12 protein-coding genes are annotated in these 21,807 nt (G+C 61.2%); 6 read left to right on the top strand and 6 right to left on the bottom strand.

The features are described 5' to 3' along the window. Window positions 1–129 precede the first annotated feature (129 nt). From CWC48_RS21780 to CWC48_RS21770, 3 genes are all read right to left on the bottom strand, one after another. Window positions 130–3,813 carry a translocation/assembly module TamB domain-containing protein gene (locus CWC48_RS21780; protein WP_100490285.1) on the bottom strand — a complete coding sequence of 1,228 codons (3,684 nt, stop codon included), beginning with the start codon at window positions 3,811–3,813 and terminating at the stop codon, window positions 130–132. Then, entirely contained in the window at window positions 3,813–5,540 is a 1,728-nt protein-coding gene (locus tag CWC48_RS21775) for an autotransporter assembly complex family protein (RefSeq protein ID WP_078049233.1), read from the bottom strand. The genes CWC48_RS21780 and CWC48_RS21775 overlap by 1 nt, the downstream gene beginning before the upstream one ends. A gap of 64 nt (window positions 5,541–5,604) precedes the next feature. After that, window positions 5,605–6,255, bottom strand: a complete 651-nt coding sequence (locus CWC48_RS21770) for an N-acetyltransferase (protein ID WP_078049234.1) — start codon at window positions 6,253–6,255, stop codon at window positions 5,605–5,607. A 169-nt stretch (window positions 6,256–6,424) separates the two neighbouring features. On the opposite strand from CWC48_RS21770, the gene xthA reads away from it, so the two are divergent. Further along, window positions 6,425–7,237, top strand: coding sequence for an exodeoxyribonuclease III (gene xthA, locus CWC48_RS21765; protein WP_100490284.1), 813 nt, complete (start codon window positions 6,425–6,427; stop codon window positions 7,235–7,237). 574 nt (window positions 7,238–7,811) lie between these two features. Continuing rightward, window positions 7,812–9,143, top strand: a complete 1,332-nt coding sequence (locus tag CWC48_RS21760) for a substrate-binding domain-containing protein (RefSeq protein WP_099492920.1) — start codon at window positions 7,812–7,814, stop codon at window positions 9,141–9,143. 131 nt (window positions 9,144–9,274) lie between these two features. Here CWC48_RS21760 and CWC48_RS21755 read toward each other — a convergent pair whose 3' ends face one another. Further along, window positions 9,275–10,504 carry an acyl-CoA dehydrogenase gene (locus tag CWC48_RS21755; protein ID WP_078049237.1) on the bottom strand — a complete coding sequence of 410 codons (1,230 nt, stop codon included), beginning with the start codon at window positions 10,502–10,504 and terminating at the stop codon, window positions 9,275–9,277. Window positions 10,505–10,655: 151 nt separating this feature from the next. On the opposite strand from CWC48_RS21755, the gene CWC48_RS21750 reads away from it, so the two are divergent. The 3 genes from CWC48_RS21750 to CWC48_RS21740 all read left to right on the top strand — a co-directional run bounded on the left by CWC48_RS21750 (window position 10,656) and on the right by CWC48_RS21740 (window position 13,079). Further along, window positions 10,656–11,591, top strand: a complete 936-nt coding sequence (locus CWC48_RS21750) for a LysR family transcriptional regulator (protein WP_100490283.1) — start codon at window positions 10,656–10,658, stop codon at window positions 11,589–11,591. A 178-nt stretch (window positions 11,592–11,769) separates the two neighbouring features. Continuing rightward, window positions 11,770–12,162, top strand: coding sequence for a MerR family DNA-binding transcriptional regulator (locus CWC48_RS21745; protein ID WP_078049239.1), 393 nt, complete (start codon window positions 11,770–11,772; stop codon window positions 12,160–12,162). A 17-nt stretch (window positions 12,163–12,179) separates the two neighbouring features. Then, window positions 12,180–13,079 (top strand): hydroxymethylglutaryl-CoA lyase, encoded by a 900-nt coding sequence (locus CWC48_RS21740; RefSeq protein ID WP_100490282.1) that lies wholly within the window; start codon window positions 12,180–12,182, stop codon window positions 13,077–13,079. A gap of 546 nt (window positions 13,080–13,625) precedes the next feature. On the opposite strand, the gene CWC48_RS21735 is transcribed toward CWC48_RS21740, so the two are convergent. Both CWC48_RS21735 and CWC48_RS21730 read right to left on the bottom strand, forming a co-directional pair. Then, the gene (locus tag CWC48_RS21735) at window positions 13,626–18,770 is read right to left on the bottom strand and encodes an NEL-type E3 ubiquitin ligase domain-containing protein (RefSeq protein WP_100490281.1); all 5,145 of its coding nucleotides are present in this window, start codon (window positions 18,768–18,770) and stop codon (window positions 13,626–13,628) included. An 81-nt stretch (window positions 18,771–18,851) separates the two neighbouring features. Continuing rightward, window positions 18,852–20,486 carry an AMP-binding protein gene (locus CWC48_RS21730; RefSeq protein WP_099492924.1) on the bottom strand — a complete coding sequence of 545 codons (1,635 nt, stop codon included), beginning with the start codon at window positions 20,484–20,486 and terminating at the stop codon, window positions 18,852–18,854. A 148-nt stretch (window positions 20,487–20,634) separates the two neighbouring features. On the opposite strand from CWC48_RS21730, the gene CWC48_RS21725 reads away from it, so the two are divergent. Continuing rightward, window positions 20,635–21,798, top strand: coding sequence for an isovaleryl-CoA dehydrogenase (locus CWC48_RS21725; protein WP_078049243.1), 1,164 nt, complete (start codon window positions 20,635–20,637; stop codon window positions 21,796–21,798). Window positions 21,799–21,807 lie beyond the last annotated feature (9 nt).

Below are 21,807 nucleotides of genomic sequence, written 5' to 3'. Positions count from 1 at the left end.
ACAAGATGTTACTGCTTAGGCAGCGAATGTCAAATGGAATTATTAGCTTGCTTGGTATCTGGCGGACAAACGGCGGGATGCACAAGACTGTAGGCGCCGGATTGCCGGCGCCTACACGGTTGGTGGGGGTTAGAAATCGCGCTTGTAGAAGATGTCCAGGGAGCTGGCCACGCCGCTCGCCACCTCCAGGTACACCTTTTTGCTCAACAGGTAGCGCAAGGCAATGGTACTGGCCGGCTCGAACACCCCCACCCCGTAACGCAGGCTGAGTTTTTCGGTGATCTTGCCGCTGGCGACAACAGATGTGTTGTTTCCGGAGCCTTGAGTGTCGAGGTCGAAGTCCTGGATACCCAGCTTAGTGGCAATATCTGAAGTCACTCCAGCACTGCCCATCAGGCCAAGGCCCAAGGCCGCTTCGGCCAGCATATTGTTGTCTTCACCGGTGTTGTTGCGCGAACGTCCCAGCACCAGATAAGACAGCGCATCCTCCTGAGCCATCGCGGGCTCGGAGAAAACCTGCGTGGTCGGCTGTTCGGCGCTGCCACTCAGGCGAATACCTGCAGTCACCGTCCTGGAGGGCTCGGTGACGAGGCGCACCGCCTCAACATCCAGGAACGGTTGATCGAGCGGCCCCGTAAATAGCAGCCGCGCACGGCGCACATCCAGGCGCTGCCCATAGGCACGGTAGCGGCCATCGTTGAGCCAAAGCTCGCCACGGGTGTCGAGGTTGTCGCCGATGTGCACATGGCCCTGTACCTTGGCGGTGAGGCCAAAGCCCGAGAAGTTGAGCTTGTCCTCGCCCACTACCACGTCGATGTCCATGGCCATCGCCATCGGCGGCTTGCCCTCTTCGGTCTGGCTGCCGACGATCACCGTGTCATCGGAGACCTTGACGGTGGACGGCGGCAACTCGCGCACGGTGATATCGCCACGTGGGATGTGCACCTTGCCGGCAACCGCCAGCTTGTCGTTCTTCAGGCTGATCTTCAGGTCGGGCGCCACCTCCAGCACGGCGTAAGGCTCGACCGTGACCGGCAGTTGCGTGCCCTGCAAGCTCAGGTCCACCACCAGCGCCTGGCCCCAGTCAATCTGGCCCTTGAGGCTGCCCTGCCCCACCTTGCCACTGTGCCAGGCGCCGTTGAGCTGCACGCTTTCGCCCGCGATCAGCGCTTGCACATTCAGGCCTTCCAGGCTGATCGGCAGTTCCGGACCGGATACCTCGCCGCCCACCAGGTTCACGTTGCCGTTGACCTGGGGTGCCAGCAAACCACCGGAAATACGGCCATTACCATTGAGCTTGCCGCTGAGGGTTTCCACCATCGGCACAAACGGCCGCGCCACGGAAAGGTCAAGGCCGGCCAGGTTGAAATTGCCGGTGATCGGCTTGTTCTTCGGCAACGGGTTGATTTGCGCCTGCACCATCAATTCACCCAACTTGCCGCCACGGAAGTTGAGCTGCGTGTCGATGCGCTTGGGGTTAAGGGTGGTTACGAGCTTCAAGGTGTCGTACGGGAAATCCAGCCACTGGTCCTTGTCCTTGACGCGCAGGGTGCCGCCACTGGCGTCCACCGAAACCACGCCTTTGGGGCCGCTGTCCGGGAGGTCCAGTTGCAGGTCGGCGTTGAGCTTGCCCTGCCAGGCAAAATCCTTGGGCAGGAATGCCGCCAGGCTGTCGATGGGGAATTGCTTGAGGTGGTAGCGCAGCTTCGGCTCGGGCATCAGACGCTGGTCTTCGCCACACAGGCTGGCGGGCCCGGACACCCAGCAATGCGCGGCAAAGGTGAGCTTGCCATCGGCCATGCGCTCGATCTTTGCCGGCGCCTGCAGTTTCCAGTCCTGGCCACCGGCCTGTACATCACCACTGGCCAGGCGCCCGCGCCAATTGCCTTTGTCGAGATTGCCGTCCAATGCCAGGGCCAGCTTGACCAACGGGCCGGCCAGGTCCAGTTGGACTTTCTGGTTCTTGATATCGCCCTGGGCGCTGGCCGTCAGGGTGCCGACCTGGGTGTCGCCGGCCTGGATACCGCTGCCCTTGAGGTCGATTTTGGCGCGCTGGGCATTATCCAGGTTGGCATCGAGGGTGAGGCTTTGCAGGCGGTTCTCGGCAAACGCCAGTTGCTGGCCCTTGAGGGCGAGTTTGCCCTGAGGCGCGTTGAGGCTGCCAGCCACGTCGAGCCGGCCATTGACCTGGCCGCGCAACTGCGGCCACAACTGGGCCAGGCGCGCCAGCTTGATATCGATCTGCCCGGCCAGGCGTTGTTGCAGGCTGCCACTGCCGTTGATGCGGTTGTCGCCGAGGCGGATGTCCAGGTTGGCCAGGGTCCACTGCTCGCCCGCGCCTTCGGCCTTGGCCGCCAGCACCGCGGTTTGCCCGCGCAGGCGGCCCTTGAGGTCGAGGTCGGCATTGAGCTTGAGTTGCTCGTTCTTGAACGCGCCCTTGCTGCGCAACGGCCCTGCCAGGGTGCCGGGCAGTTCGGCCACCCAATATGCCGGGTTCAGCGCCGACAGGTCGAGGGCCGTGTCCCAGGCAATGCCATCGGCAAATTGCAGGTTCAGGTGGCCTTCGGCCTTGCCTTGGCCGGCGGTGAGTTTCAGCTCGGGCAGGAAGATTTGCGTGAGGTCGCCACTGAACGGCGTGACCACATTGAACTTGCCCGCCGGGCCATCAAGGTCGGCCTTGAGATTGCCCAGGTAGTTGCCGTCTTTATAGGAAATCTCGCCATTGAACGTACGCAGGGTGACTTGCGGCTCGTCGATCACCGGATAGAGGCGATGCCAGGGGAAGTCCAGCCAATCGATCTTGGCGTCGGCACTGAAGCCTTGTTGCCAGTCCAGCTGGGCCGTGAGCTTGAGGGTTTGCTTGTCACCGGCATTCAGGTCCAGGCCGGCGATCTGTGCACCCTTGGCGTCGACCTTGCCTTGCAGAAGCAAGTCCACCGGGCCTTTTTCCGCCGGCAGCACGGCTTTGCCCAGCAGTTGGTAGCCACGGCTCAAATCACCTTGGGCGGTGAGGTCGAGTTGATTGAGTTGCAGGGTGTCGGGCAGCTCGGCGCTGGGCTTGAAGCCGTCGGCGGTGATGTGTAATTGCGCTGGGAGGTTTTCCACCAGGGGTTGAAGTTCCCCCGTGAGCTTGGCCGGCAAATAGCCCGTGCTGTCGGCGTCAAGCTTGAGGGTCTTGAGCAGGTTGCCCTCAACCTTGAGCGCCACCTTCCAGGGTGCATCACCTGGCGCGTAGGGCAGGCTCAGATTACCGCTGGCGCTCAACGGCCAGTCGCCGGTGGGTTGCAGCAGGCCAGCCAGATCCAGCACCAGGCCATCGCGCTGCAGGTGCACCGAGTCGATCTGCATACCGGCGGCGGTCCAATGCGCCGCCAGTTGCAGGCCCTTGAGCTCTTCGCTGCCGTTGAACAGCAGGCTACCGACGCGCACGTCGCCCAACTGGATGGCCACGGGCAGCTTCAAGTCAGGCAGTGCGATGGGGCCGCTGCTGTCTTCGGTGCTCGGTGGAAATTGCAAGCTGACCTGTTCCACGTCCAAGCGGTCGATGCACAAGGTCATGCGCAACAGGCACGCCGGTGACCAGTCGAACTGCGGCGCCTGGAGTTCGACGCGGCTGCTGTCCTGCTGCCACAGCAAATGGTCGGCGCTCCATTGGCCGCCCAGATGCCCCTGGAAATTGTCGACACTCAAGCCCGGCACGCGTGCCAAGGCCCAGCGGCTGCCCGCCTGGGTGCCGAGCACCGCCCACACTGCCAGTAACAGCACGGCGAGGATGGCCACCAAGGCCAACCCCGCTATTTTCACACCACGCATCACAGCTCAGGCCCCATGGAAAAGTGCAATCGAACGCCACCCGGATCTTCGAGGGCATGGGCCAGGTCAAGGCGGATCGGGCCGACCGGAGACACCCAGCGAATACCGACGCCCACGCCGGTTTTCAGGCTGGGCATTTCCAGGGTATTGAACGAGTTGCCCTGGTCGATAAAGGTCGCGATTCGCCATTTTTCGGCGATGGAATATTGGTACTCGGCGCTCAGGGCGACCATATAGCGGCCACCAATGCGGTCGCCACGGTCGTTCTCGGGCGACAGCGTCTGGTACTCGTAGCCGCGCACGCTCTGGTCGCCACCGGCAAAGAAGCGCAGCGACGGCGGCACCGACTTGTAGCCATTGGTGGCACTGCCGCCCACCTGGGCACGCGCCAGGAAGCGGTGGTTGTCCCACAAAGTGGTCAGGCCTTTGACCATGGCCGTGCCGTAAAGCAGGTTGGTGTCGGACCCCAGGCCTTCCTTGGCCACCTTGGTATCGAATTGCAGGCGGTAGCCGTTGTGCGGATCGATACGGTTGTCACTGCGCAGGTAGGAGTAGCTGACCCCCGGCATCACCAGGTTGCTCAGGCCGGAGTCATTGCCCAGGCGATATTCTTCGCGCTGGTACTTGAGCGAGATGACCCGGGTCCAGCCGCTGGGCAACTTGCTGTGCCACTCGGGGCCGAGGGTGAGCAATTTACTCAGGGTGTCGGTGTTGGCGATTTCTTCATTCTGGTAGCCACCGGCGAAACGCAGCTTGTCGGTGAGCGGCGGGTCGAGCGGGATGTCGTACCACAGGCCGACGTTCTGGCGCGGTGCCGACAGCTCGGCTTCCCAGCCATAGCTGTGCCCTTGGGGGTTGACCCAGTGGCGGGTCCAGTTGGCTTTGCCGCGCGGCCCCACGTCGGTGGAAAAACCCAGGCCCAGGCCCATGGTGCGCGGCTTGCGGGTTTCGAGGCGCACAGCGACCGGGATGATGTCATTGCTGGAGGCTGCCGGGGCAGCGTCCACGCGCACGCCTTCGAAAAAGCCGCTGGCTTGCAGGTTCTGGTTGAGTTCGGCGATCAGTTCGGAGTCGTAGGGCGTGCCGCTTTTGAACGGCACCATGCGTTGCAGCAGTTCTTCGTCAAACGGCGTATCGCCGGCAAAGCTGACCTTGCCAAGGGTGTAGCGCGGGCCGCTGTCGTAGATGAGTTCGATATCGGCGACACCGGCCTGCGGGTCTACCGAAAGTGTCTGGTGGGTGAAGCGTCCGCTGAAAAAGCCGTAGCGCGACGCCTGGTTCTGGATCAGACGCTTGGCGTCTTCGTAATGGCCGTGGTTGAGCACGGCACCGGATTTGAGGTCGTCGCTGACGGGCACGCGAAAGGCCTTGAGGTCGGCGGCAGGGCCGTCGACCCGAATGGTCACGTTACGCAAATGCACCGGCTCGCCGGGGTCGATGGTAAGGATCAGGCGCGGGTTCTTGCCGCCCTTCACATCACTTTCGATCTGTGGCTGATAGAAACCCAGCGCCTGGGCGGCTTTGCGCGCCTGCTCCTCGGCGCCACGGCTGAACCGCAGCAGGGCCTCTTCATCACGATCACCGACCCCGCCGATATAGCCTTCGATGTTGGCTTTCAACGCGTCGTTTGAAGGCTTGATCCGCACGTCCAATTCGCTTTGCGCAAACGCGCCGCAGCTTGTGAACAGCAGAACCAAGCCGCTGGTAAATCTTCCTGGAAACTTCATAGGCGCGGATGCTACACGAGCTGGGGAGAAACTTAGAACTCAGACAATTCTGAAAAATTCTGCGCTAAGCCGTTGCAGCATGTAACGGCTGGGGGTTCGGATGAAAAAACACGTGTTCCAGGATGGGGCCTATAGCGACTTCACCAATTTCCTCGTAGCCCTGACGTTTATAGAACTCCAGGTAGCGTGAATTGCCCGTATCGAGCACCACACCGGCCGAGTGCGGGTCTTCGGCGCACCAGTTATGCACGGCCTCCAGCAACTGCTCGCCATAATGCTTGCCTTGGAATTGCGGGTGAATCCCCAGCAATGGCAACACATGCACCGACTCACTCGGCAGGCATGCCAGCACTGCATGATGGTAGTCGAGGTAGCGCCGCGTCCCGCGCACGCCGGTGCTCAGCCACATGCGCAATTGCCAGGCCCAGCTCTCGGTGATGCCCAGGCGCCGTTGCGGAGGCGCAATCAGGGCGATGCCGATCAGCCGGTCGTTGACGAACAGGCCAATGGCCGGCAGTTTCTGAAAGAAATGCTGCTTGACCAACTCGCGCACGGTGGCGCGTACCCGCTGCTCGTAACCCGAGCGCTCGGCTTCGAAAATGTAGGCAAAGGTCGGCTCGTGACGATAGGCCTGGTACAGCAGTGAACGAGCCTCGCGGGAATAGCCGCTGTTGAGCAGGCGGATTTCGGCAATGGCAGTCGAGGTGTCAGGCATACAATCAATCTCCCTGGGCACCGCTCAGGAGGCGGCGTTCTTATGGGTACGAACCCACGCAGCACGAGTCGTTCCCAGACATTAGCAGCGCATCTGGCCTACCGCCACGCTGGCCCCCGTCCGACTTGTCCGCTAGCATCGCCCTTTTGCCAGGACTGGACAGCCGACCATGAAAATCGTCTCCTTCAATATCAACGGGCTGCGCGCCCGCCCTCATCAGCTGGCGGCGCTGATTGAAAAGCACCAGCCCGACGTGATCGGCCTGCAGGAAACCAAGGTCCACGACGACCAGTTCCCCCTCGCCGAAGTACAGGCCCTGGGCTATCACGTGTACTACCACGGGCAGAAAGGCCACTACGGCGTGGCCATGCTCTCGCGCAAAGAAGCCTTGAGCGTGCACAAAGGTTTTGCCAGTGATGAAGAAGACGCCCAGCGCCGCTTCATCTGGGGCACCTTCGCCGACGAGAACGGCCACCCGGTCACCATCATGAACGGCTACTTCCCCCAGGGCGAAAGCCGCGACCACCCCACCAAATTCCCGGCCAAGCAGCGCTTCTATGAAGACTTGCAGCACCTGCTGGAAAGCCAGTTCAGCAATGACCAGGCACTGGTGGTGATGGGCGACGTAAATATTTCCCCGGAAGACTGCGACATCGGCATCGGCGCCGACAACGCCAAGCGCTGGCTCAAGACTGGCAAGTGCAGCTTCCTGCCAGAAGAACGCGAGTGGATGGCCCGCCTGAAAAACTGGGGCCTGGTGGACAGCTTCCGTCACCTCAACCCGGACGTGGCCGACCGCTTCAGCTGGTTCGACTACCGCAGCCGCGGCTTTGAAGATGAGCCCAAGCGCGGACTGCGGATCGACGTGATCCTGGCCTCCAACGGCCTGATGCCGCGCGTCAAGGACGCCGGAGTGGACTACGACCTGCGCGGCCTGGAAAAGCCATCGGACCACGCGCCTATCTGGCTCGAATTGAGCTGACAACACCGTCCAGCCAGGTAACTACAGAACGCTGTAGCAGCCACGGTAACCACGATGCGAAGCGAGCCGCTCTTGATCTTGATCTTGATCTCGCTTTTGATCCTAGGCGCCCCATCAAACACGCTGGCCGGAATTCGACAGGGATTTGGGGGGTAAACCGGCAGGGATGCCGGTTTAGCCGCCCCGCGCCATGGATGGCGCGTGGCGGCGGCCCCCCAAATACCTGTCGGATTACGGGCACACCGAGCCTAGGCGAGGTGCCGAGTGTTGGGGCAAGAGCCCTTTGGTTACTTTGGGGCTTTTCCAAAGTGACCCGCCGTAAGGGCGGAACCCATAGCAGCCGTTACCCAAATAACGGATATGTCCCCGGTCTGATCCAATATCCTGGTCGGCTGTCAGGCCGCCTTCGCAGGCAAGCCAGCTCCCACATTTTTGGATCGCGGGGTGACAGTTGGATTGTGGTCGGCTGTCGGGCCGACATCGCTGGCAAGCCAGCTCCTACCGTTGAGTCATATTTATGCAACCTGCCTGACTTATTCTCGCAGCACTCCCTTTGGCTTGAGAAGGTGGCGGCATGAGGCTGCGCGTTCTGTTCCTGCTGACCCTGTTACCCCTCGTTTCTGTTGCTGCCCCCCTACCCGCTCCCGACCAAGGCCCTGCATTGCGCATCCAGGGTTCCAACACCATTGGCGCAGCGCTGGGTCCCGCGCTGGTCAAAGGCTTGATGGAGCACCAGGGCCTGCAGGCCGTGCACAGTGAGCCGGCCGAAGGCGCCAATGAACAGCGCGTGGTCGGCAAGACGCGCCAGGGCAAGACCGTCACCATCGAGGTCGCGGCCCATGGCTCCAGCACCGGTTTCACGGCGCTGAAAAAATCCACCGCCGACCTGGCGGCTTCGTCCCGCCCGATCAAGGACAGCGAACTGGTCGACCTCGAACCCCTCGGCGACCTGAAAAGCCCCGAAGCCGAGCAGGTGATCGCCATCGACGGCCTGGCGATCATCCTTAACCCGCAAAACCCGTTGAACAGCCTGAACACCGAGCAACTGGCGCAGATCTTCAATGGCGAAGCCAGTACCTGGGAGGCCGTGGGCGGCGTCGGCGGGCCGATTCAGGTGTACGCACGTGATGACCAATCCGGCACCTACGACACCTTCAAGGACCTGGTGCTGCGCCTGCGCGGCAAACCGCTGGCGCCCTCCGCCAAGCGCTTCGAGTCCAGCGAGCAGTTGTCCGATGCCGTCAGCCGGGATCCCCAGGGCATCGGTTTTATTGGCCTGCCCTACGTGCGCCAGGCCAAGGCGGTGGCGATTGTGGATGGCGACTCACAACCCATGTTGCCGCTGAACAGCTTGATCGCCACCGAGGATTACCCGCTGTCCCGCCGCTTGTTCTTCTACCTGCCGCCGTCGGCGCGCAACCCGTGGGCCAAGGCACTGGTGGACTTTACCCAGAGCAGCAAGGGCCAGGCGATTGTCGCGGCCAGCGGGTTTATCGCCCAGCAGGTGCAGGCGATCGCCGTGGAGCCCCGTACTTCGATGCCCGAGGACTATCAGGCTATCGCCCGCGAGGCACAGCGTCTGACCGTGAATTTTCGCTTCGAGGAAGGCAGTGCGAGCCTGGACAACAAGGCGCGCCAGGATCTGCAGCGGGTGGTGGCGTATATAAAGAGCCATGGCAAGCTCGACAAACAGGTGTCGCTGGTGGGCTTTGGTGATGCCAAGGATGACCCGCAGCGAGCGGCGCTGCTGTCGAAGTTGCGGGCGATGGCAGTGCGCCGGGAGTTGGTAAAAAACGGTGTGGTACTGCGGGATATTCGCGGGTTTGGCGCGCAGATGCCGGTGGCGGCGAATACGGCGGATGAAGGCCGGATCAAGAATCGGCGAGTGGAAGTTTGGGTGTACTGAGCATTGGGTTTTGTGTTGCTGGTACTGGCCTCATCGCGGGCAAGCCCGGCTCCCACAGTTGACCGAGTTGTTCAGGAGAACACGGTCAACTGTGGGAGCCGGGCTTGCCCGCGATTGCAGGCGACGCGGTGTTACTGGCCGCTGCGCATCAGCTCTTTAGGCACATACTTGCCAATCTCGAACTTGCCGATCGCTGCGCGGTGCACTTCGTCCGGGCCGTCGGCCAGGCGCAGGGTACGTTGCATGGCGTACATGTAGGCCAGCGGGAAGTCGTTGGACACCCCGGCACCGCCATGAATCTGGATCGCGCGGTCGATCACCTTCAAGGCTACGTTCGGCGCCACTACCTTGATCTGGGCGATTTCGCTTTTCGCCACTTTGTTACCCACGGTGTCCATCATGTACGCCGCCTTCAGCGTCAGCAGGCGCGCCATGTCGATTTCCATGCGTGAGTCGGCGATCTTGTCGATGTTGCCGCCCAAGCGGGCCAGTGGTTTGCCAAACGCGGTACGGCTGACGGAGCGCTTGCACATCAATTCCAGCGCGCGCTCGGCCATGCCGACGGAGCGCATGCAGTGGTGGATACGGCCTGGGCCAAGACGCCCCTGGGCAATCTCAAAGCCACGGCCTTCGCCCAGCAGTACGTTTTCGTACGGTACACGCACATTGTCGAACAGCACTTCGGCGTGGCCATGGGGCGCGTCGTCGTAGCCGAACACCGGCAGCGGGCGCACGATTTTCACGCCGGGGGTATCCACCGGTACCAGGATCATCGAGTGCTGCTGGTGGCGCGGCGCATCCGGGTTGCTCAGGCCCATGAAGATCAGGATCTTGCAGCGCGGGTCGCAGGCGCCGGAGGTCCACCATTTCTTGCCGTTGATCACCCACTCGTCACCCTGGCGCTCGGCGCGGGCGGCCATGTTGGTCGCGTCCGAAGATGCCACGTCCGGCTCGGTCATGGCGAACGCCGAGCGGATCTCGCCGCGCAGCAGCGGCTCCAGCCAGCGTTGCTTCTGCTCTTCGTTGGCGTAGCGCACCAGCACTTCCATGTTGCCGGTGTCGGGGGCGGAGCAGTTGAACGGCTCCGGCCCCAAGAGGGAACGGCCCATGATTTCAGCCAGCGGCGCGTATTCAAGGTTGGTGAGGCCGGCGCCCAGTTCGGATTCAGGCAGGAACAGGTTCCACAAGCCTTCGGCTTTAGCCTTGGCTTTCAACTCTTCCATGATTGCGGTGGGCTGCCAGCGGTCGCCTTCGCTGACTTGGCGTTCGAACACCGGCTCGGCCGGGTAAACGTAAGCATCCATGAACGCAGTGACGCGTTCACGCAGTTCCTGAACCTTGGGCGAATAGGCGAAATCCATGAGCAGCTCCCTTCTCTGAGAGGTTGTTTAGGTCATGCAATCGATGCTAGAACAGCGTTGATAATTTACCTAGCCTATTCTCGGCGTGTATTAACATTCATCACCGATATATGATCGACGTATGGCCACCTAACAATAAGAGCGCTACGAAATGAATCTGAGCAAGGTCGACCTCAACCTATTTATCGTCTTTGACGCGATCTACACCGAAGCCAACCTGACCCGCGCCGGGCAGATTGTCGGCATCACCCAGCCGGCGGTGTCCAACGCGCTGGCGCGTCTGAGGGAAACCTTCAACGACCCGCTGTTCGTGCGTACCGCCCAGGGCATGGTGCCCACGCCCATGGCGCAGAACATCATCGGCCCGGTGCGCAATGCGCTGTCGTTGCTGCGGGTGTCGGTGCAGGAAAGCCGCATCTTCAACCCGCAACAGGCGGCCAAGACCTACCGCATCAGCATGACTGACCTCACCGAAGCGGTGATTCTGCCGCTGTTGTTCCAGCGCTTGCGCCGCCTGGCGCCGACGGTGGTGATCGAGAGTTTCTTGTCCAAACGCCGCGAGACCACCAAGGAACTGGCCGCCGGGCGCCTGGACTTTGCCGTGGATGCGCCGTTGAACACCGACCCGCAGGTGCGCCACGTCAAGCTGATGGAAGACCGCTACGTATGCGCGATGCGCAAGGGCCACCCCCTGGCCAGCAAGGACAAGCTGACCCTGGATGACTACCTGTCGCTGACTCATATCCATATCTCCAGCCGCCGCAACGGGCTGGGCCACGTCGACCTGGCCCTGGGCAAGATGGGCATCCAGCGCAAGATCGCCCTGCGTTCCCAGCATTACCTGATGGCCTCGCAAGTGTTGCAGCAGACCGATATGGTCATGACCGTGCCCGAGCGCTTCGCCCGCCGCCACGAACTGCACTGGTTCAACCTGCCGGTCAACGACGTGCCGCCGGTGGAAACTCACCTGTACTGGCACGAAAGCACCGACCAGGACCCGGCGAACCGCTGGATGCGCGAGCAGATGATCGAGCTGTGCCAGCAGGTGACGGCGCACGAAAAGAAACTCGACAAACAACAATCCTGAGATTGCCCTCCCTGTAGGAGCCGGCTTGCCGGCGAAAAACGCACAGTCACCGCAGTTGTCCGGGCTGGCTGCGTCATCGTTGACGACCATCGCCGGCAAGCCGGCTCCTGCAGTGATTCGCTTGACGTTTACGTCAACCTGCCATTAGCTTAACGCCAAGACTTTCTTGAGCGCCGCCATGAGCACCACCTACAGCATTTCCGACCTCGCCCGCGAGCTCGACATCACCACCCGCGCCATTCGATTCTACGAAGAACAAGGCCTGCTGGCCCCGGAACGCCGGGGCCAGGAGCGCATCTACTCCGCGCGCGACAAGGTCAGCCTCAAGCTGATCCTGCGGGGTAAGCGCATCGGCTTTTCCCTGGCCGAATGCCGCGAGTTGATCGAGCTCTACGACCCCACCAGCGGTAACCACGTGCAGCTCAACAGCATGCTGGCGAAGATCACCGAGCGCCGCGAGCAGTTGGAACAGCAACTGCTGGATATCGAACAGATGAAGCTGGAACTGGACACCGCCGAAGAGCGCTGCACCCAGGCCCTGGCCCACACCATGCGCCAGGCTGGCCATTGATCACGAAGGTAACTGCCATGTCCCTCCCCTCACACGTACGCCTGGTGGAAGTCGGCCCGCGCGACGGCCTGCAGAACGAAGCCCACCCCATCAGCGTGGCGGACAAAGTCCAGTTGGTGGACGCCCTCAGCGCGGCCGGCCTGAGCTATATCGAAGTCGGCAGTTTCGTCTCCCCCAAGTGGGTGCCGCAGATGGCGGGTTCAGCCGAGGTGTTCGCGCAGATCCAGCGCAAGCCCGGCGTGACCTACGGGGCACTGGCGCCGAACCTGCGCGGGTTCGAGGACGCATTGGCGGCCGGCGTAAAGGAAGTGGCGGTGTTTGCGGCGGCGTCCGAGGCGTTTTCCCAGCGCAATATCAACTGCTCCATCAGCGAAAGCCTGGAGCGCTTCGCGCCGATCATGGCGGCCGCCAGGCAGCACGGGGTCAGCGTGCGCGGTTATGTGTCGTGCGTGCTGGGTTGCCCGTATGAGGGTGAGATCGCGCCGGAGCAAGTGGCGGCGGTCGCGCGGGAGTTGTATGCCATGGGCTGCTATGAGGTGTCCCTCGGCGACACCATCGGCACCGGCACGGCGGGCGCGACGCGGCGGTTGTTCGAGGTGGTCGCCGCGCAGGTGCCACGGGACAAGCTGGCCGGGCATTTCCACGACACCTATGGCCAGGCCATCGCGAATATCTACGCCAGCCTGCTGGAAGGAATCACGGTGTTCGACAGCTCTATCGCGGGCCTCGGCGGCTGCCCCTACGCCAAGGGCGCCAGCGGTAACGTCGCCACCGAAGACGTGCTGTACCTGCTCGACGGCCTGGGTATCCACACAGGAATCGACCTGGAGGCATTGATTGGCGCGGGCCAGCAAATCAGCACGGTGCTGGGCCGGCCTACAGGATCGCGTGTAGCGAAGGCGCGTAACGCCGGTTGAGTCGCTTAGCCGTGACAATGTGTTACCGCACGGCTACACATCGAGTAACACGGGAACATATTTTGTCGTATTTGCCGTAGGCCATTCCCTACACAAAAGTTATCTCACTGATTTTAAAGGAATTTTAAAAGTTGGCACGGGTTCTGCTATCTCTATGGCATAACAAGAATAAAAAGCACCAAACCTAATAAAAATAAGACGAAACGACTCTGACATAACAAAAACAACACGGCAGAGACGCAGCTAACAGATTTTTTTGGAGAAGATGTGCTTCGCAGGGTACGGCGTGCCGAAACCCGCAACCGGTTAGAGAAAAATAAAACTACCTCAGGTAGCTACCCACTGGTTGGATCGTTCACGAAGAAGCAGATCAGCGCTCAAAAAAATACGTTTGCTCTTGACCCCGGATGGGGGTCGCCAAAAACAGCGGTAAAGGGTAACGGTTGCCAAAAACAACAATAGACCGCCCCTCAATAATAAAAAAAGAGCACGCAACGGCACATTAAAGGGGACCCTCGGGTCCCCTTTGTGCTGTGTGCCCCTCCCTCAGAGCGATGTCCCGCTCACCGCCGCAACGTTGTTCAATACAGTGCGCGTCAAGGTTTTCAGCGAGTTTTGCTCCAGCATTTGCCGCTCCACCCCCAATTGATCGAGCTCCCGCTTGTAAAAAGCACTCGGCATCGCGCCGTTCACCAGCACTTCATCCCTGCGTGCGCCAAACAGGCGGGCCACCCGGTCGGCGGCCTCAGCGTGCTTTGCCTGCCATTGCTCTATTGCGTCCTGGCCAGCAGCGGTATCCCGTTGACCTTCCAGATCCGAAAGTTCGAATAACGCTTCGCTCTTCTCTCCCAGCAACCCGCGACCGGGTGCCATCAGTGCATCGAGCGCTTGAGAGTAGCGGGTGCGAAGGTGTTTCTCCCAGAACAGGCACCCGACAAAAAAAGCCTCCTCGGCAGCCGGATTGCGCTCGCCCCTGAGCACCTGTGCATACGCGGCGTCGATCGTCTCCGGGCTTACATTGGCCATCTGGGGAAACAACATGTCCCGGGACAGGACCGGTAACGCCAGCCGCTCTGCAAGCCGTACGCGATAAGCCAGGACAACTTCAACCTCCTCGGTAAATCCAGGGCCTCTTGCCGCAACGTCCCGTAGGGCAATGTCGTCTACCAGCATCAAACGGTACAACGTCCTGGCCGTTTCGATCAGCGTGCTTTCGGCATTCTCCGTTCCGGCTAGTTCAAGTGCCTTTGCCCCTAGCAGCTCACGCTCAAGGTTCATGAACTCGACCGAACTGCCGTCACCACAGGTCACTCGATCGTCGGCCACGGTAAATAACGCCTCGCGAATAGCCTGGCTTTCGCTTGCGGCCTCCAGCATGCCCCACACCCGCTCGGCCAGCGCTGGGCGAGTCACCGCGCTGGCGTACTCGGCACTGCGGGTTGTGTCGGCCACCACTGCAAAAAAAGCATCCGAACTCAGACTGACCCTGAGTTCATCCCAGATCACACCCAGCCGCGCCGAGTCACCGATCGACGACGCGCCCAACCACAAACCACGCGCTTCATCGACCGTCACGTGCTCACCCAGTTGTACCTGGGCGGCTGCCAATACCGGATTGCCGTGCACAATAACGCGATCCGGATGCTCATAGGCGTATTCAGGCAATGTCCTGATCCGGTTGTCATGCAGATCGGTACGGGCCAGATAGGGCAATTGTTCGGCACCGACGGGAAAGCTGACCGTACCTGTATTGGGCAGGTAAAGCTGGTTCAGGTTGCGCAGGCCACGCAGATCGGCCTGCCACCCCAAGCGGGGATTATTGCCAAGATTGAGTATCTTCAGGCTCCGCATACCCTCCAGGCGCCGACGGCTTTGGTCGGTCAACTGGATATCATTTCCGCTCAAATTGAGTTTGGTAAGCCCCACCCCCTCGTTCGCAAACGTCGGCAGTTGCGTCAGGTTGTTATTGCTCATGTTCAACCAGCGCAGCCCGCCGAATGCATTCAGAAAAGGCAAGGAGCTGTCTGAAAGCGCCATCCGGCGTAAAAACAGACTGCCTACGTGATCCATGTTTGCGCTGATCGCCGGTAACTCGCCGATCACCTCATCCGACAGGTCCAGCACATGGCCGATTGGTGTCCCATCCCCTGCAAATGCCTGCGCAGAGGCCCTGCGCCAAGCCGCCTTGAGGGTACCCGAGACTCTGCGCCGGGCGCTCGCATAACCTGATCCCCCTTGCTGTTGCCACTCGAGCAGCGTCTTGTTCAATGCGGCAAATTCCGCTTCAAGCTCGGTCAGTTTTGCCAGCAGAACGGCGTCACTGGCCTGTTGAAGGCCAAGCAGGGTCTCGACCTCTTCCATGGACTTTGTTGGATAGAGCGCCATCGCAGCACTCTTGCAAGCTAACGGACGTTCGACGGCGCCACCTACCGGGCTGAGCGGATAACCCACGCGCCCATCCGCCAGGCGCATGGGGGATTTGAAACCGGGCTTGATCGCCTGCAAGCCCAGTGCACGTCGACTCACCGGCTCACTCAGCGGCTGCTGCGCAAGCTTGCGCTTGAGCCGTTGCGCAGCCGCATTGAACTGCGGCCAACTGGTGAACTTGCCACTGCTAGCCATCCAGAGCGCGTTGAAAAAGGCGTCCTTGTCGCTTCGCCAGTATTCAATTTTCCCCGGTCCGCTGCAGAGTTTCCACGTCTTCATGTCGGTGTGGATAAGCTGCAGTTGCCGGGGGGCACTACTGTCTCCCACCCGGTCCAGCAAAGGGCCGTCGTAGGCCCCCGACCGAAGCTCAATGCACACGCCGTCCAGGAGTTCAGGCAGCGCGGCCATCTTGTGCAGTGCCAGGTGCACGCTGTCCAGGGTGAGTTGATTGTCGAATAACAGATCGGCCTGTGCCCGCATCACGCGCGCCTTCTGCAAGTACCCTCGCGCTTCTTCGGCCAGGCGCAACGGCACACGCGATGGGGTCTGCATGCGTGCCAGTTCCTGACTGTTGGCATGGCTCAGAATTTCTTCAGCCGCTAACCTGGGCAAGCCTGGAAAGCTACGCTGGAGCAGCTGCACGTTGGCATCACTGGAAACCTCACCGGCCGAGATCTCGCGATTTAACAGCGTGCCTCGGGTGCTCTCGGCGGCTTCCAGCAAACAATCCCGGTATCGCACGACCCTTGCCAATGGTGTACGCAGGTATTGCATCAGTGGATCGACCTCATTGCCCTCCTGCACCTGGCCCGCAGCAGCCGTATCCTGTATCACGTCTCGGGTCTGAAGAAACAGAAAGGCCATCGCTTCCCTTGTAACCCTCTGCTCTCCCAACAATCGGCGAATTTCAGGTTCCGTCAACTGCTTGATGAACGACGGAAACAGCAGGCCACTTTGCAATTGCTCATGTTCCAGTGTGATCACTTGGTTTGCATCGCTCGGTACACCTGAACGCCATATCGGGTTGCCCTTTGCATCCAGCGCCACCAATACACGTGACTCTGGCCACATCCCGCTCTCGATCAATACCTGGACTTGCATGAACCAGTCGACGCGAGAAAACACCTCAGGGTCCGGGTGCCTTAACCGGTCGATAAATGCCTGGTGCCTGCCAGCGCATTCAAACCGCCGAAGCATATCCTTGAACAGCGGCGCGGGCGCTTGATGCTCAATGAACACCCGACGCAACTCGTCGTCCGACACACCACTGAACGCCCTGGCCTGCTCCAACTGGCTATCGCTCAAGTTATCCACGCTATGGCCTATGCGGCGCAACAGGGTCTTGCGATCCCAGGTCAAGGGTTGTTCGAACTCATGCACCCATGCGCCCTCACCGTTGTGGCGAATCCGGGGGGCATAACGTGAATCGCCATCGGGGTGCAGCAGCCTGAATTCGTCAGAGCGATTGCTGGCCTGGAGCTTGTAGTAGCCGCCGCCCGCTGCCTGCAGGTATAACCCTGCGTCGTGGGCATACAAGCCTTGTGTGTTGGGGCGGTGTCCGTCGGGCAGGTTGATCTTGTGCAGGTAGTGCGCGGGATTGAACGCGTAAAGACGCCTACGCCCACCGAACTCTACCTGCACCAGGCGCTTGATCAGCGCGGCGTCCTTGGTTGCCGACAACACGGCTGGCACCGCCAACCCAGCCAGGTTGAGCCCCACCGCCGAAAAATGCGCCCACGCCGTTTGGGTGTCGTCCTGCGACCAGGCCTCAATGCCTTCGCCGATCTCGTAAGCCATCTGCACGGCGCCGACGACCAGCATCACCTCACCCAGCACAGGCACCACGAACGACGCAAGGTTGAGAATATCCAGCGCCGTACTGCCGAACGACCACAGCCAGGCGTTGTAGACCCGATCGTCGACGTCCTGTGTCGACACCACACTTGCGCGGGCATTCGCCACGAGCGAACGTATACGCTGAATCGCGCAGTCCGCCCAGACATCACCCCATGCAAGCGCGTAGCTGCCCTGATGATTGACCCGGCCTTTTTGCGCCGGGTCAAAGTCCTGGGCGGTGCCGTGCAGCGCGCTCGGATCCAGCGAAGCCTTGAGCCTCGTGAAGAATGCATCCTGGCTGGCCAGCGGCACGAACTGGCTGAAGAAGGTGCGGTACTCGACACGACACAGGCGCGTGGTCAGGTGGTCGGTAAAAGCGCTGATCGTGTCATAGGCTTTGAGCGGATGAAGGGGGTCGCCTGGGATATAGACCAAGCACGCTCGGGGCATGAGATCCGCCCCTCTCGAATGTGCCTGCCACACGACCGGACCGATGATCAGAATATTCTCGAGCACAAACGAGAATAGCCGAAACGGCGAACACTTGACCGCCTCCCCTGCCCATTTGACCTGCGACTGGCTGCGCAACAGATCGAAGATCACTTGGTGGCCGTCGGGCTGGATATCGCCCTTCATCAAGGCAATCTCTGCGGCCAGCTCCAACTGGTTTCGATGACTGACAATCAAGGTGCTGTAGAGTTTGCCAATGCCTGCTTCAGTGGTGGTGGTACGGATCAGGCTATTGATGAAGGTGCGCACGTACTCGTAGTAAGTGTTGCCCAGGTCGAGCTCGCGGCACAGCTTGGCAAACGCATGGGGTTCAATGGCTAGCTTGACCGACTTGACGTTTGCAAGCGGATGAAACTTATCGCTGGGGTACCCGTGAAAGTTGTAACGGGTGATCAGGTGGCAGTCTTTGCACACCGACTCAGCCGCCTCCTGTGCGGTGAAGTTGTTCAGCGCTGCCTCCAGCAGGCTGATACCCCGGTAGAAATAGAACTGCGCAGCCAAGGGGCTGGCCTGGCTCGTCGAGACCTCCTCAGGCTCGATGTCGCACTCTCTCTGCTCCATCTTGCGGGCATAAAATACCGTCCTGGTATCCAACCGTTGCCCGAGTTTCTTCTCAATCGCGGCCGCCAACAACGGCTCGGCGTAGGCTGCCGGCCCTTTGAAGTCCCTGAACATCTGATCGAGTTGATTCAAGGACCGCCTGCTGCGCACATGGACCGACCTCATGCGGTCCTTCGCCGTCGACGAGGCATTTTTGTACCAGTCGGGAATACTCAGCGCCAACCCGGCCAATTCAGTTTTGCGCTCATCCAGCGCATCGGTATACCAGCTTGGGGTGTTGTCCCGGATCACCTGCCAGTGGGGACTCTGTTCGTCCCCAACCGGACGCACGGGGGGATCAATGGAGGGGGTTGTCATGGGCGTGGCCTTCAAGTGGCGAAATAATCCGCCACTTTAGGCACCACGGTTCAGCGCAGAGCCGTAGACATGCACCCCGTTTCAGCGGTCGTCGCGCAGCTCCTCGATGCTGATCTCGCGCATGCGGAATTTCTGGATCTTGCCCGTCACCGTCATCGGGAACTCGTCCACGATCTTGAAGTGCTTGGGCGTCTTGAAGTGTGCGATGCGGCCCTTGCACCAAGTTTGCAACTCAAGCTCATTGGCCACATGCCCTGGATGGAACTTGACCCAGGCGACGATGGCTTCGCCGTAACGTGCATCCGGAATGCCGATAACCTGCACATCCGCCACTGCTGGGTGGGTGAAGAAAAACTCCTCCAACTCACGCGGGTACACGTTCTCGCCGCCGCGGATGATCATGTCCTTGTTGCGCCCGGCGATGCACACGTAGCCGTGGGCGTCCATGCTCGCCAGGTCGCCGGTGTGCATCCAGCCGGCGTCGTCGATGGCCTCGCGGGTGGCGTCGGGGTTGTTCCAGTAGCCGAGCATCACGCTGTAGCCACGGGTGCATAACTCGCCGATTTCACCCCGCGCCAGCGTGTTGCCGTCGGCGTCGATGATCTTGTTTTCCAACTGCGGCTGGGTGCGCCCGACCGTGGTCACGCGGCGTTCCAGGTCGTCGTCCGCCCCGGTTTGCAAGGACACCGGGCTGGTTTCCGTCATGCCGTAGGCAATCTGCACCTCGCTCATGTGCATCTCGCTGATGACCCGGCGCATCACTTCGATGGGGCACGTGGCGCCAGCCATGATGCCGGTGCGCAGGGTGGACAGGTCAAAGTCACCGAGGCGCGGGTGATCGAGCATGGCGATGAACATGGTGGGCACGCCGTACAGGCCGGTGGCGCGCTCTTCGGCGACGGCGGTGAGAGTCAGCAGCGGGTCGAAGCCGTCATTCGGGTAGATCATGGTGGTGCCGTGGGTGATGCAACCGAGGTTGCCCATGACCATGCCGAAACAGTGATACAGCGGCACCGGGATCACCAGGCGGTCTTGCGCGGTCAGGCCCAGGCTTTCGCCGACCATGTAGCCGTTATTGAGGATGTTGTGGTGACTGAGGGTGGCGCCCTTGGGGAAGCCGGTGGTGCCGGAGGTGTACTGGATATTCACGGCCTGGTCGAAGTGCAGGCTGGCCTGGCGGCTGTGCACCTGTTCGGGCGGGATGCCTGCCCCGAGCGCGGCCAATTGCGACCAGGGCAGAAATTCCGGGGGCGGGCTGGGGTCGAGGCTGATCATGCCGCGCAGGTCAGGCTTCAGCTCTTGCAACATGGCGTGGTAATCAGAGGTCTTGAACGACCCGGCGCACACCAGCCACTGGCAGCCGGACTGCTTGAGTACATAGTCCAGTTCAGTGCTGCGGTACGCCGGGTTGATATTGACCAGGATCACGCCGAGCTTGGCACTGGCGATCTGGCTGATGCACCACTCGGCGCCATTGGGCGCCCAGATACCCAGGCGGTCGCCGGCTTGCATGCCCAAGGCAAGAAAGGCACGGGCGTGCAGCTCAACGGTCTCGGCCAACTGCCGCCAGGTGTAGCGGCGCTGTTGATGGCGCACCACCAGGGCCTCGCCCTCGGGATACTGCGCGACGGTGTGATCAAAGGCCTGGCCGATGGTCATGGCCAGCAAGGTCTTGTCCTGAGAGCCACGGCTGTAGCTCTGATTCGGTTGATCCATAACGACCCCTGTTGTCTTTTTTGTAGGTTGACGTAAACGTAAACTACGATTGACAGCGCCGTAACGCAAGCTTACGTTAACGTAAAGGTTAGCGCCCTCCCCTGGCGTCCTCCCCACAACAACAAAGCTCACATTAAGGTGCCTGTCCATGAGTTACCCGTCCCTGAACTTCGCCCTCGGTGAAACCATCGACATGCTGCGCGACCAGGTGCAGTCCTTCGTGAGCAAGGAGATCGCGCCCCGCGCGGCCCAGATCGATATCGACAACCTGTTCCCCGCCGACCTGTGGCGCAAGTTCGGTGACATGGGCCTGCTGGGCATCACCGTGCCGGAAGAATACGGCGGCGCCGGCCTGGGCTACCTGGCCCACGTGGTGGCCATGGAAGAGATCAGCCGGGGCTCGGCATCGGTGGCGCTGTCCTACGGTGCGCACTCCAACCTGTGTGTGAACCAGATCAACCGCAACGGCAACCACGAACAGAAACTCAAGTACCTGCCCGCACTCATCAGCGGCGAACACGTCGGCGCCCTGGCCATGAGCGAGCCGAATGCCGGCTCCGATGTGGTCTCGATGAAGCTGCGCGCCGATAAACGCGGTGATCGCTACGTGCTCAACGGCAGCAAGACCTGGATCACCAACGGCCCCGATGCCAGCACCTATGTGATCTACGCCAAGACCGACCTGGAAAAAGGCCCGCACGGCATTACCGCATTCATCGTCGAGCGCGACTGGAAAGGCTTCAGCCGCAGCAACAAGTTCGACAAGCTGGGCATGCGCGGCTCGAACACCTGCGAACTGTTTTTCGATGACGTGGAAGTGCCGGAAGAAAACATCCTCGGCGCGCTCAATGGCGGCGTCAAAGTGCTGATGAGCGGCCTCGACTACGAGCGCGTGGTGCTGTCCGGCGGCCCCACCGGCATCATGCAAGCCTGCATGGACCTGATCGTGCCCTACATCCATGACCGCAAACAGTTCGGCCAGAGCATCGGCGAATTCCAGCTGATCCAGGGCAAGGTCGCCGACATGTACACCCAACTCAATGCCAGCCGCGCCTACCTCTATGCGGTGGCCCAGGCTTGCGAACGTGGCGAGACCACGCGCAAGGATGCGGCCGGCGTGATCCTCTACAGCGCCGAACGTGCCACGCAAATGGCCCTCGACGCAATCCAGATTCTCGGCGGCAATGGCTACATCAACGAATTCCCGGCCGGGCGCCTGCTACGTGACGCCAAGCTATATGAGATCGGCGCCGGCACCAGTGAGATCCGCCGGATGCTGATCGGTCGCGAACTCTTCAACGAAACCCGCTGAAGGAGCGCA

It is taken from the genome of Pseudomonas sp. S10E 269 (assembly GCF_002798465.1).
In the GTDB taxonomy this organism is placed as follows: domain Bacteria; phylum Pseudomonadota; class Gammaproteobacteria; order Pseudomonadales; family Pseudomonadaceae; genus Aquipseudomonas; species Aquipseudomonas pergaminensis.
This window is presented reverse-complemented; position numbering and strand designations above follow the sequence as displayed.

Coding starts and splice junctions, on each gene's coding strand:
- CWC48_RS21770 (WP_078049234.1), bottom strand. CDS start 6,255: ATGCCTGACACCTCGACTGCCATTGCCGAAATCCGCCTGCTCAACAGC.
- CWC48_RS21735 (WP_100490281.1), bottom strand. CDS start 18,770: ATGACAACCCCCTCCATTGATCCCCCCGTGCGTCCGGTTGGGGACGAA.
- CWC48_RS21740 (WP_100490282.1), top strand. CDS start 12,180: ATGTCCCTCCCCTCACACGTACGCCTGGTGGAAGTCGGCCCGCGCGAC.
- CWC48_RS21725 (WP_078049243.1), top strand. CDS start 20,635: ATGAGTTACCCGTCCCTGAACTTCGCCCTCGGTGAAACCATCGACATG.
- xthA (WP_100490284.1), top strand. CDS start 6,425: ATGAAAATCGTCTCCTTCAATATCAACGGGCTGCGCGCCCGCCCTCAT.
- CWC48_RS21775 (WP_078049233.1), bottom strand. CDS start 5,540: ATGAAGTTTCCAGGAAGATTTACCAGCGGCTTGGTTCTGCTGTTCACA.
- CWC48_RS21760 (WP_099492920.1), top strand. CDS start 7,812: ATGAGGCTGCGCGTTCTGTTCCTGCTGACCCTGTTACCCCTCGTTTCT.
- CWC48_RS21750 (WP_100490283.1), top strand. CDS start 10,656: ATGAATCTGAGCAAGGTCGACCTCAACCTATTTATCGTCTTTGACGCG.
- CWC48_RS21755 (WP_078049237.1), bottom strand. CDS start 10,504: ATGGATTTCGCCTATTCGCCCAAGGTTCAGGAACTGCGTGAACGCGTC.
- CWC48_RS21780 (WP_100490285.1), bottom strand. CDS start 3,813: ATGCGTGGTGTGAAAATAGCGGGGTTGGCCTTGGTGGCCATCCTCGCC.
- CWC48_RS21745 (WP_078049239.1), top strand. CDS start 11,770: ATGAGCACCACCTACAGCATTTCCGACCTCGCCCGCGAGCTCGACATC.
- CWC48_RS21730 (WP_099492924.1), bottom strand. CDS start 20,486: ATGGATCAACCGAATCAGAGCTACAGCCGTGGCTCTCAGGACAAGACC.